The organism is Candidatus Filomicrobium marinum, assembly GCF_000981545.1.
Classification (GTDB): domain Bacteria; phylum Pseudomonadota; class Alphaproteobacteria; order Rhizobiales; family Hyphomicrobiaceae; genus Filomicrobium; species Filomicrobium insigne.
In genome coordinates, this window is record NZ_LN829119.1 from 308,469 (window position 1) to 320,402 (window position 11,934).

7 protein-coding genes are annotated in these 11,934 nt (G+C 58.3%); 4 read left to right on the forward strand and 3 right to left on the reverse strand.

Annotated features, from left to right (window positions below; translation table 11 throughout):
• The first annotated feature begins 131 nt into the window (after positions 1–131).
• Positions 132–1,922, forward strand: coding sequence for a patatin-like phospholipase family protein (locus YBN1229_RS01465; RefSeq protein ID WP_052743601.1), 1,791 nt, complete (start codon positions 132–134; stop codon positions 1,920–1,922).
• A 36-nt stretch (positions 1,923–1,958) separates the two neighbouring features.
• On the opposite strand, the gene parE is transcribed toward YBN1229_RS01465, so the two are convergent.
• Both parE and panC read right to left on the reverse strand, forming a co-directional pair.
• Positions 1,959–3,977, reverse strand: a complete 2,019-nt coding sequence (gene parE / locus YBN1229_RS01470) for a DNA topoisomerase IV subunit B (protein WP_046475844.1) — start codon at positions 3,975–3,977, stop codon at positions 1,959–1,961.
• A 207-nt stretch (positions 3,978–4,184) separates the two neighbouring features.
• Positions 4,185–5,204, reverse strand: a complete 1,020-nt coding sequence (panC, locus tag YBN1229_RS01475) for a pantoate--beta-alanine ligase (protein WP_348270695.1) — start codon at positions 5,202–5,204, stop codon at positions 4,185–4,187.
• A 122-nt stretch (positions 5,205–5,326) separates the two neighbouring features.
• On the opposite strand from panC, the gene putA reads away from it, so the two are divergent.
• From putA to YBN1229_RS01490, 3 genes are all read left to right on the forward strand, one after another.
• A complete protein-coding gene (gene putA, locus YBN1229_RS01480; RefSeq protein WP_082100955.1) occupies positions 5,327–8,530 on the forward strand; it encodes a bifunctional proline dehydrogenase/L-glutamate gamma-semialdehyde dehydrogenase PutA in 3,204 nt (1,067 codons plus the stop codon).
• Between the two features lie 103 nt (positions 8,531–8,633).
• Complete coding sequence (locus YBN1229_RS01485) at positions 8,634–9,425, forward strand: hypothetical protein (protein ID WP_046475847.1); 792 nt, start codon at positions 8,634–8,636, stop codon at positions 9,423–9,425.
• 129 nt (positions 9,426–9,554) lie between these two features.
• Entirely contained in the window at positions 9,555–10,247 is a 693-nt protein-coding gene (locus YBN1229_RS01490) for a DnaJ domain-containing protein (RefSeq protein ID WP_046475852.1), read from the forward strand.
• Between the two features lie 27 nt (positions 10,248–10,274).
• On the opposite strand, the gene YBN1229_RS01495 is transcribed toward YBN1229_RS01490, so the two are convergent.
• The gene (locus YBN1229_RS01495; RefSeq protein WP_052743602.1) at positions 10,275–11,744 is read right to left on the reverse strand and encodes a D-alanyl-D-alanine carboxypeptidase; all 1,470 of its coding nucleotides are present in this window, start codon (positions 11,742–11,744) and stop codon (positions 10,275–10,277) included.
• Positions 11,745–11,934: the final 190 nt, after the last annotated feature.

Sequence of the window (11,934 nt, forward strand, 5' to 3'; positions counted from 1 at the left end):
GAATGCCTGAGCGCTGTTTTTGCTTTCTTGATTATTGAGAATGCCTGAAAATCCGCTCATCCGTGGGCTCGTTGGAGCCGTGTCTGAGTGGTGCGTGTCGTCTACTCAATCGGGCTTAGAGGGAGTGCGGTATGGCCATGCCTTCCGAGCCAGACCTTTCTCAGATTGAGGTTTTCGAGGAACTTTCCGCTGCCGAGCGTATGCAACTGGAACACCGACTAAGTTCCATGACCGTGCCGCGCGGGACCCTCCTTATACGTGAGGGTGAAGAGGCGGATGCGCTGTATATCGTCGTTTCAGGCCGGTTCGCGGTTATTCGCGATGGTGAGGCGTCCATTATCGCCGAGATCGGTGTGGGGCAACCGATCGGGGAGATCGCTTTTTTCGGAGGCGGACGCCGAACCGCTAACGTGCGCGCTCAGCGTGACAGCATCGTATTGGTTCTGACGCGCGCCGACTTTGCCGAACTTGCGGGGCAATTGCCATCGATCTGGCAGAGTGTTGCCAAAGCCCTTGCGACGCGGCTGGCGCGCACGACCATTGGGCGGTGTGTCGATCGTTATGCGGCGCCTCAGACAATCGCTGTTTGTCGCGCTGGAGCTGGCCCTGTTTCACCTCAGTTCATCGCTGGTTTGCGTGAGTACTTTGCGGGCGCTCGCGATACCCTGATCCTCGATCACGGCCGAGCCGTCGATGCAATCAAGGCAGATGAGACATTTGCCACTTCGGCAGAGACTGGGTGGTTCAATGATCTCGAGCGGCGGTATCGCCGCATTTTCTACGTCTGCGACCACGAGCTCACGGCCTGGTCGGAGAAAGCGCTTCGACAAGCCGATCATGTGCTTCTGATTGGCGAGGCGGCTGTTACTGAGTCTGCTGCGCGTACTCCCAACGCGTTGGAGCGTGTCGTCACTTCGCTGCATGACTCGTGCAATGTTCGCCTTGTTCTTCTTCACTCCAAGCGCGACGCGGTGGCGGGGACGCCGTTGTGGCTCGATCCGAGGCGATGGATCGACGCGCATCATCATTTGGTGTTGGGGGACAAGAGCGACTTCGGCCGGCTGATGCGCTTCATTGATGGTGAGGCGCTAGGTCTTGTCGCGTGTGGTGGTGGGGCGCTCACTGCTGCGCACATCGGCATGTATCAAGCGTTGCTGGAAGCCGGCTATACCTTCGACATCATGGGGGGCACCAGTGGCGGCGCGGCGATGACGGCGGCGTTTGCGCTTGGTGTCAGTCCGGCCGATATCGATCAGCTGACGCACGACATCTTCGTGAAGCGCAAGGCGATGGGGCGGTGGACGTGGCCACGTTACAGCCTGCTCGACCAGGAGGTGTTTGAAGCCGCGCTGGTGGAGCATTTCTCGTGCGAGGATGTCCGAGATTTGTGGACACCCTATTTCGCAGTGGCGACCAACCTTTCACGCAATACGGTCGAGATCATTCGCTCCGGGCCTTTGTGGGCCGCGGTCCGGGCTTCGTCGGCAATTCCTGCGCTTTTGCCGCCGATGTACACGCCGGAAGGCGAGATGCTGGTTGACGGCTGCCTCATCGAGAATGTGCCGCTTGCCGCTATGCGCAAAATCAAAACGGGACCGAATGTGGTGCTCGATCTTCAGGTCCCGAATGTGGGCACACGGTACAATGGCGATGTTGCATTGCCGTCGCGGCTTGGTCTCATTGGGGGCATGCTCTGGCCTGGCTTGGCGAAGTCATGGCCGAAGGCTCCGGGGCCTCAAGCGGTTTTGATGCGCAGCCTGATGCGTGAGACGCAGGATATTGCGGCTGATCTGCTGCCGGGGGATCGGCTCTTGTCGTTTGCGGTGCCTACTGATGCCAGTTTGCTCGACTGGTCACGTCATAGCGAATTGCGCTGGGCGGCTTACGAGTTCGCGCGTGACGCGTTAGCTGCAGAACGCTAAAGGCGAGAGGGACGCTTCACCCTCCCGCATGACGGACTAAACGTCCAAGTCCGTTACAAATGCTGCCCGATCCTGGATGAACCTGAACCGTGCTTCGGGCTTGGAGCCCATCAAAGCGTTCACCGCTTCAGAAACGATTTCATTGCTTTCGTCGTCGATGACCACGCGCAGGAGCGTGCGGACCTTCGGGTCCATCGTCGTTTCTTTGAGCTGGCCCGAATTCATCTCGCCGAGACCTTTGAACCGGCTGATTTCAACCTTGGCGCCAGCTTTGAACTCGGACTTCAAAAGCGCATTCTTGTGGTCCTCGTCGCGTGCGTAGACGGACTTGGCTCCATGGGTCAACTTGAAGAGCGGCGGCACCGCCAGGAACAGGTGTCCCTTGGTGATGAGTTCGGGCATCTGCTGAAAGAAGAACGTGATCAGCAGGGATGCAATGTGGGCGCCGTCAACGTCGGCATCGGTCATGATAATCACGCGCTCGTAGCGCAGATCATCGTCCCGGTAGTGTTTGCCCAAGCCGACGCCGAGGGCCTGTATCAGATCCGATAGAAGCTGGTTTTGGGCCAGCTTAGCTGCGGACGCGTTGGCGACGTTCAAGATCTTGCCGCGCAGCGGCAGGATCGCTTGGGTTTCGCGGTTGCGCGCACTCTTGGCAGAGCCGCCGGCCGAGTCGCCTTCGACGATGAAAATTTCTGTGCCTTCGGCGGACCGTATCGTGCAGTCCGCCAGTTTGCCGGGCAGGCGCAATTTGCGTGTGGCGGATTGGCGGCTGACTTCCTTATCGCGGCGGCGCTTCAAGCGCTCTTCGGCTTGTTCTATGACCCATTCGAGCAGCTTGTTAGCTTGTTGTGGGCGATCGACGAGCCAATGATCGAATGAATCGCGAACCGTCGTTTCGACGATGCGAGAGGCTTCCTGTGTTGCCAGTTTATCCTTGGTCTGGCCTTGGAATTCGGGTTCGCGGATGAACACCGAGAGCATGCATCCGGCCGTGACCATGACGTCGTCGGCGGTGATTTGAGCGGCTTTCTTGTTGCCGACGCGATCGCCGTAGGCACGCAGGCCTTTCATCAGGGCAGCGCGGAGACCGGCTTCATGTGTGCCACCCTCACCCGTTGGGATCGTATTACAATAGGAATTCATGAAGCCGTCAGCGTTGCCGATCCAGGCCAGAGCCCATTCGACCGATCCGTGTCCGCCGGGTTTTTCAATGCGGCCTGCGAACAGCTCGTTGGTAACCAGCGTAAGGCCGTTGATGGTCTCTTGGAGATAATCGCGCAGGCCGCCGGGGAAGTGGAAGACGGCCTGGGCCGGTGTGTCATCCTTGATGAGTTCCGGATCGCATGACCAGCGGATTTCGACCCCGCCGAACAGATAGGCTTTGGAACGGGCCATCTTGAAGAGGCGCGCGGGTTTGAAAGCTGTGCCTTTACCGAAGATTTGCTCGTCGGGTTTGAAGCGAACCCTGGTGCCGCGGCGGTTTTTGATCGCGCCAAGTTTTTCCAGTTTTGACTGCGGCTTGCCGCGAGAAAATACCATCCGGTAAAGCTGCTGGCCGCGTGCGACCTCGACCTCGAGGATTTCGGAAAGTGCATTCACGACGGAGACGCCGACGCCGTGCAGGCCACCGGAGGTCTGATACGCCTTGCCGTCGAATTTACCGCCAGCGTGCAAGGTCGTCATGATGACTTCGAGCGCCGACTTCGATTTGAATTTGGGGTGCGCGTCGACGGGAATGCCGCGCCCATTGTCCGCAACGGTAAGATAGCCGTCGGCGCCGAGATTGACCTCGATGTAGCTGGCGTGACCGGCCACCGCTTCGTCCATCGAGTTATCGATGATCTCGGCGAACAGGTGATGCAGCGCCTTCTCGTCCGTGCCGCCGATATACATACCGGGGCGACGGCGTACGGGCTCTAGGCCCTCAAGGACCTCGATGTCAGCTGCGGTGTAATTATCGGAGGCGTCCGTCGATTTGCGGCCGCGCGGCTGTTTTTCTTTCAATTCGGTCTCGGAGCTCGAAAAGAGGTCGATCGTTTGTGGTTTGGCCATCGCGTATCGTCCGCATTGTTCGTCCGGTCGACGAAAAGGGGCGCCGTTGCTGACGCGTCACTAAAAAGCGCGGCACGAATCCGTCGGCTGGTATGGTTGCGGCAGAGTTGGCACGGGGGAGGGCGGCTTGGCAAGCGCCATCAAGTCACGGTGACGTCGCGAAATATCCCCTGTCCCTGATATTACGTGTGACCATATTGCAATGGCTTATGGCGATATGGAGACATTGTCGATGAGCCTAGTACGGCCAAGCCAGGCGGCGGCGAGAACCCGTCCCGGGCGGCCGGATGAGGGATCAAACGTGCCTAATGTTTCAGCATCACGTATTTCGACGTAGTCCACTTTGTTGAAGCCGAGCGAGAGTAATTTCATTGCTGCATCTGCGCGTAGAACGCCGAGATTTCCCGTCTTTGCGGCATCGGCCACTTCGTAGATCGTGCGATGAAGGTGGGGGGCGACTTCGCGTTCGCGCGGCGCGAGATAGGCGTTACGCGAAGAAAGCGCCAAGCCGTCTTTTTCACGCACGGTCGGAACCGCAATGATTTCCGTTGGAACATTGAGATCGCGGACCATCTGCCGAACCACGCAGAGCTGTTGATAGTCCTTCTCGCCGAACGTCACGTAGTCGGGAGCGACTTGATTCAACAATTTCAGCACGATGGTGGCGACGCCCTGGAAGAAGTGGGGGCGGAAATCGGTTTCCAGTCCGTTCGCGGTCGAACCTGCGGATACATAGGTCGAGTATCCTTCCGGGTACATTTCTTCGGCTGGCGGGGCCCAGACCATATCGACTTCGTTCTCGCGCAAACGGCCAACATCACCGTCTTCATCTCGCGGGTAACGGTCGAGATCTTCATTCGGCGCGAACTGAGTTGGGTTGACGAAGATAGATACAATCGTGTGTTTCGCGGCTCTCTTGGCCGCCTGGACCAGCGAAATGTGGCCCGCGTGTAACGCGCCCATCGTCGGCACGAGGGCGATCGGCTCAGCTTTTCTGCGCCAAGGCGCTGTCGCCTGGCGCAGATCGGCGACGGTTCGTATGATTTCTACGTTTGACGTTTTTATCTTATCGGATGTTCGGGGGGCGGACTGAGTGCCCTTGGCCGTGTGAGATTTTGCGGGTTTCTCGACGACATCCGCTGCCGCTTTCTTCTTTTCGGCCTTCAGGCCGGTGCCCGAGAGCTTCGCGGTGCGTTTGCGCGCAGTCTTTTTTGGGGGTTGTGCCACGTTTCATCCACCTTTCGATGTTCGGCGCACCAATAGTTATCTGATATGCTAACGAAAATTTACACGGTGAGTCGTCTTGCGTTCTCAACAAAATCGAACGAAGGGACGGCAGGGTGGCGGTTATGGATAGTCCGCTTGCTATCGGCGGGCCGACGATTTCGGCTCTCGATCTTACAACGCCCGATAAGGATCTTGCAGCTGCACATTTAGCTGACGAGCAGCGGCTTGTCGCGGAATTGCTAGCGGAAAGCGAACTGCACGACGGCGAGCGTCGGCGCGTGAGTGAGGTTGCGCGTCAACTCGTGCATTGCGCGCGCGCCAATCGGCATAAATTTGGCGGCGTCGACGCGTTTATGAGGGAATACGGGCTTTCCAGCGAGGAAGGCGCGATCCTGATGTGCGTGGCGGAGTCGCTGTTGCGTATTCCTGACCATGAGACGCAGGATCAATTGATCGCCGAAAAAATTGGTGAAGGCGCTTGGGACAAACATCTCGGTCATTCCGACAGCATGTTTGTCAACGCTTCCACCTGGGGGCTGATGCTCACGGGCCGTGTCGTAAAATTGCGCGATGCTAAGGGCGCGAGCCCGATCAGTGTGTTGAAGCGGCTGGTCGGGCGTTCTGGCGAGCCCGTTATCCGACAGGCAATCCGGCGTTCTGTCTCCATCCTTGGAGATCAGTTCGTGCTTGGGCGGACTATTAAAGATGCCCTAGCGCGTGCTCAGCCGCTGCAAGAGCGTGGCTACATGTTCTCCTACGATATGCTGGGGGAAGCCGCGCGCACGCAGGCCGACGCAGACCGCTATTTCGACAGATATATGTCCGCTCTGGATGCGATCGCGGCGACAACCGGGCCAGTGATGACGCAGCATCCTGACACGTTGATGCGCCGCCCGAGCTTATCGGTGAAGCTGTCTGCGCTGCATCCGCGTTATGAGCCCGGCAAAGAGGCGCGCCTTGACGATGAGTTGTTACCGAAGCTGATGAGGTTGTTCACGGAGGCGCGTAAGCAGGGCATTTCCGTGACGATTGACGCTGAGGAGCAAGATCGTCTCGAACTTCAGCTGCGCATGTTTGGTCGCGCCTATGAGGACCCGGCGCTGCATGGGTGGCATGGTCTTGGTCTTGCCGTTCAGGCGTATTCTAAGCGCATGATGCCTCAGTTGCGATGGCTGAGACGTCTTGCTGAACGGGGCGGTCAGCGCATTCCGGTGCGGCTGGTGAAAGGGGCTTATTGGGACAGCGAAATCAAGCGGGCTCAGGAGTTGGGCTTGCGGGACTACCCGGTATTCACTCGCAAGCTGCATACCGACCTTTCGTTTATCTCCGGCGTCCGCTTCCTCCTGTCTGATCGCAAGGCGTTCTACCCGCAGTTTGCGACGCATAACGCGCAATCCCTTGCCGCCGTTTACGTGGCGGCGGCGAACACGCCGTTTGAATTTCAGCGGCTGCATGGCATGGGAGAGGCGCTTTATGAGGAAGTGGTGGGCGATAGTCGGCTTGGCTCGGTCTGCCGGATCTATGCGCCTGTTGGCGGCCACGAAGATTTGTTGCCGTATCTTGTGCGCCGGCTTCTCGAAAACGGGGCTAATACGTCGTTCGTCAACCGTTTAGCGGACGAAGATGCACCAATCGCTGAGATCGTTCGTGATCCGGTTGCGGTTTTGCAAAGTGAGCGCGATGGAACGGGACCTGCTCAGCCTAACCCCATTCCGCGTCCGCGCGACATTTTCGAACCGCATCGCCGTGCAAGTGCCGGGCTCGCCCTGGCTGATCGCACGGTACGAAGTGAACTGCTTTCGGGCATGGCGAGTGCTCTTCTCTCGCCTTTCGAAGTTGGACCGTTGATCGACGGTGAGCTGACACTTGGTGATGCCAGACCTCATCGTATGGTTTGCCCGCATGATCACCGCCAGGATATCGGCCAGGTTCACTGGAGTGATGCTCACCATATCGAAGCGGCTATTTCGAGTGCCTGCCGGAATGCGGAGGCATGGGACCTTACACCTGTGGACGAGCGCGCGCGCATTCTAGAGCGTGCGGCCAACTTGTTCGAAAGCCAGCGTACGCAGTTGATGGCGGTCATTGTCCGCGAGGCTGGAAAAACAGTCACTGCAGCGCATGATGACGTCCGCGAAGCCGTTGATTTCCTGCGGTACTACGCCAACGAGGCGAGACGACTTTTCAGCGGACCGATTTCGCTTCCCGGACCTACCGGCGAGCGCAATGAAATGACGTATCGGGCGCGGGGTCCCTTTGCCTGTATCAGTCCCTGGAACTTCCCGATCGCAATCTTTACGGGGCAAATCGCGGCGGCGCTGGCGGCAGGAAATCCTGTTCTTGCAAAACCGGCAGAACAAACTCCTCTGACGGCGTTTCTGGCAACACGGTTGTTGCATCAAGCCGGTGTGCCTGCCGGTGTGCTGCATCTGCTGCCAGGGTATGGCACGACCGGTGCGGCATTGGTCCGTGATCCGCGTGTTCAGGGTATCGCCTTTACGGGGTCCAATGCGGCAGCCTGGGCCATTCAGAAGGGACTTGCTGACAGGCGTGCGGCGATTGTTCCGCTGATTGCGGAAACCGGCGGGCTGAACGCAATGATCGCTGACTCTAGCGCGTTACCCGAACAGGTTGTTCGGGATGTTATGCGATCGGCGTTTGACAGTGCCGGACAGCGTTGTTCTGCGGCCCGCATGTTGTTCGTTCACGAAGACATTGCGCTGCGCACACTCAGCATGCTCGCGGGGGCCATCGAGGAACTTAGTTTAGGGGACCCGATGGACTATGCGACGGATATCGGACCGGTTATTGACGAGCAGGCTCAAGATACGCTGGACGCGCATAAGCTGCATTTGGGCCGTGAGGCTCAGTTGATTGCCGATGGAGGTATGCCGGAGGACTGCAGGGCGGGGACGTACGTCAGCCCGGCAGCTTATGAGATCGAGCGGATTGACATTCTCAAGAGCGAAGTTTTTGGGCCCATTCTTTATGTCGGCCGTTATCAGGGGGGCATGCTGGATAAGGTGATCGACGCGATCAATGCCACTGGGTACGGCCTGACGTTGGGGTTACACAGCCGGATCAATTCCGTCGCTGACCATGTTGCCCGGCGGGCGAAGGTCGGGAATCTCTACGTTAACCGCAACCAGATTGGCGCGCTCGTCGGTGCTCAGCCGTTTGGTGGTGAGGGCTTGTCAGGGACGGGGCCGAAGGCTGGTGGTCCAAATTACGTGCAACGGTTTGCGACTGAAAGAGTTCGCTCCACAGATATCACCGCGACTGGGGGTAATCTCGACCTTTTACGCGCTGGAAACGGAGAAGCCTAAATCTTGATGGCAGCCCCGTGACTTGCCAACCTGATGGGGTGTGGCCACCTTAGCAGGAGGTTGCCCATTCTGCGGCCTTTCGCTTTGCGAAGGATAGAGCTTCATGACCACCAAGGATAAGCGCGATACGAAGATCATTCCCGAGGATGTTACGGGGGCGAGTGTACCCGCTGATCGCGCGTCTGATCGACTGCCGGATACCGAGAGATCCTCGGATCAAGAGGTGGCGGATTTTCTCGCAAAGATGAAGGTGGCACCGCGCACCCAAAATACCGGGCGGGGGCGTCTGATATTCGCCATGGACGCAACGATGAGCCGCCAGCCCACCTGGGACATGGCCATGCAGTTGCAGTCGGAGATGTTTGCCGCCGTCGATCAGATCGGCGGTCTTGACGTGCAGTTAGTTTATTTTCGCGGGTTTGGCGAATGCAGGGCTTCAAAGTGGGTGAGTGATCCCATGGCTTTGCAGCGCCTGATGACGCAGGTTGGTTGCCAGGGTGGACGCACGCAGATCGGTAAGGTTTTGACCCACGCGAGGCGGGAAACCGACAAAAAACAGGTTAATGCGTTGGTGTATGTCGGCGACAGCATGGAAGAAAGCGTTGATGAGCTTTGTGCGCGTGCCGGCGAGCTCGGGTTGCTTGGGATGCCGGTGTTCCTGTTTCAGGAGGGCTATGATCCGGTAGCGGAACGTGCGTTCAAGGAGATTTGCCGATTGACGGGTGGTGCCTGGTGCCGGTTTGATGCGGGTTCGGCAGTGCAGCTACGTGAGTTGCTGGCGGCGGTTGCTGTGTATGCTGCGGGTGGCCGCGAAGCGTTGCAACGACTTAGCTCGGAACGGTCGGGAAGTGGAGCTCGTGCGTTGTTACAACAAATGAAACCGGCGGCGTCGTAACGCTGAGGGTGTTGCCGCATTGCGCTTTGGTGTAGGCCTTGCCAACCTGTTTTGTGATCGCCTTACACGCGTGTGCTTTCCGATATTCCGTTTCAACTTGAAAGGGCGCGGGACCCTGTTAATGCGCTGATGCAATTCCTTCTTCTAGGTTTAGCGCTACTTGCTTTGGTGCTTATCGCTGTGCACGGCTTTACTGGGGCAAACCCGGGGAAGCTGGCTGTGCAGCTCAAGCGGGCGGCCGGGGTCATTGCGCTCGCTGTCGCTGGTCTGCTGGCTTTGCGCGGAGGCATCGGATACGCGGCGCCCGTAGGATTATTTGGGATCTGGCTGCTGTTCGGCAGCGGTTCGCTGCCAAGAACACGTAAATCGGGCGGGCAGACATCGCAGGTCACCACCGATTTTCTCGAGATGGAGCTTGATCATGATACCGGTGAAATTCGTGGGCGCGTGATCCGCGGTCTCTTTGAGGGGCGGCGCATCGAGACGCTGGAGGCAGCAGAGCTTGCTCTGCTGTGGCAGGATGCACGGGCGGATGATCCTCGCTCCGCCCAATTGATCGAAGCTTATCTTGATCGGGCGTATCCGAAGTGGCGCGAAGACATGGCGCGCGGAGAAAGAGAAATGAATGGGCCGGATGGCCGCATGACTGTGGCAGAGGCTTACGAAATTCTCGGGCTTCGCCATGGTGCCAGTCGTGACGAGGTTCGGCGCGCGCATCGCGAGCTTATCGTCAAGCTTCACCCCGATCGCGGTGGTTCCACCTATCTTGCGTCAAAAATCAACGAAGCCAAGGAAGTGCTCTTGGCGAATATTTCGCAATAGTCGCCTCACAGGAGCCAACGCATTTGTCTAGCGCTGGCTCGTGACGAAGCAGTCGATTTGAAGGCTTCGTAGTTCGTGGCACGTTGACGTTGCCGCCGCTTGCCCAAAGCCTGCAAAGCGTGCGCGGTAGAGGGTTCGTGAACCATTGTTTACGGGTTCTGTAATGGGAACGTAGTCGGCGAGCAGTCTGTTGGTCCGTCGGATTACGGCTTCCAGGCTCTGTTCGGCTTCTTGACGTGATCCAAAGGCGCCCACCTGAACCTGATAAGGGCCGTTCGGTACCCGACCTTGCACCTGGCCTCGCACATTTTGCTCTGGTTCTTCTCGTGACCCTTCGCCGCTTGTATCGTCCACGACGCCGCTACGGGCGAGCAATAGAGCCAATTGATCCTGCAGCGTGCCTGGGGCGCGTCCGGGTGGTTCGCTGGTGGGTTGATGCTGTGGAGGGCGATTCGCATAGGCGGGCGATGGCGTGGGGCGGCCCTGCACAACATCGTTCGGACGCACGCGCGCGATCGCGATCTGAGGTTCGGCGCGTCCGACCTCAATGGGTTCAGCAAGAACAGGACGGCGTGGCGGAATTGATGGGCGCATCATAGGCTTAGGTGTAGCGACCAACATCGGCTTACGCGTCTGGTGCGTAGAAGCTCGCTTGAGGGACTTGTAAAGCAGGCTCGTCATTTCGGCGTTGCGCGTCTTGGATGTGCGCCCGCCGAATACTGCTGCGACGACGTATTTACCGTCCCGCTTTACCGACGAAACGAGATTGAAACCGGAAGCGCGGATGTAACCAGTCTTAATGCCGTCGACGCCACGGATCTTGCCCAAGAGCCTATTGTGGTTGCGGTAGGTCTTGCCCCGGTATGAGAACGTCTGCGTTTTGAAAAGCTCGTAGTGCTTTGGAAAATCGTCCTGAAGCCGCATCGCCAGTGTGAGCATATCGCGTGCGGTCGTCACCTGATCCTCATTCGGCAGGCCAGATGCGTTCTTAAAGACGGTCCGTTTCATGCCAAGCGCGCGTGCCTTTTCCGTCATAAGGCGGGCGAAGCGGGTTTCGGAGCCCCCGATATGTTCTGCGACCGCGCACGCCACATCGTTCGCGCTCTTTGTAATGAGAGCCTTGATGGCATCGATCAGGCGGATGCTTTCCCCGACGTCTAGGCCGAGTTTCGAAGGGGGTTGGCTGGCGGCCTGCGCGCTGAACCGGATTTTTGTGCCGTAGCTGAGCTTTCCTGCTTCAATGAGTTCGAAGGCCATATACAGCGTCATCATTTTCGTAAGCGAAGCAGGGTGACGCAATTCGTCCCCAGAGCTGTTGTGCAGCACTTTGCCGGTGTTAGCGTCCATGGCCATCGCGGCATGCTTTTCGGCGTTGGCTGCCTGCACATCCGAGACCAGGATTGCACAAGCCAACGTCAAAACGGTCAGAACGGCACTATAAAGTGACGTCCTGTCTGAGGCTTTTTTGCCGGTATGACGTGTGAAATTTCTGGCCATCGACCGCTAAGGTTTCCTTGCCAACTTCTTCTGATGCGCACCAAATGGCCTCACGCCAGAGTGCGTCTTCGCCTGCGTTTGCTCCGAATCTCCCATCATTCCACAGACTGGCAGACCACGGTTTTTTGACGTCTTTGCGGCGCGTTAAGTCCCTCGCTGGTCCGAATCCCAGCCTGTCAATTGCATAGAC

What these genes read in the sequence shown, in the direction of transcription:
- YBN1229_RS01465 (WP_052743601.1), top strand. Translation starts at nt 132, where the DNA reads ATGGCCATGCCTTCCGAGCCAGACCTTTCTCAGATTGAGGTTTTCGAG.
- parE (WP_046475844.1), bottom strand. Translation starts at nt 3,977, where the DNA reads ATGGCCAAACCACAAACGATCGACCTCTTTTCGAGCTCCGAGACCGAA.
- putA (WP_082100955.1), top strand. Translation starts at nt 5,327, where the DNA reads ATGGATAGTCCGCTTGCTATCGGCGGGCCGACGATTTCGGCTCTCGAT.
- YBN1229_RS01485 (WP_046475847.1), top strand. Translation starts at nt 8,634, where the DNA reads ATGACCACCAAGGATAAGCGCGATACGAAGATCATTCCCGAGGATGTT.
- YBN1229_RS01490 (WP_046475852.1), top strand. Translation starts at nt 9,555, where the DNA reads ATGCAATTCCTTCTTCTAGGTTTAGCGCTACTTGCTTTGGTGCTTATC.
- YBN1229_RS01495 (WP_052743602.1), bottom strand. Translation starts at nt 11,744, where the DNA reads ATGGCCAGAAATTTCACACGTCATACCGGCAAAAAAGCCTCAGACAGG.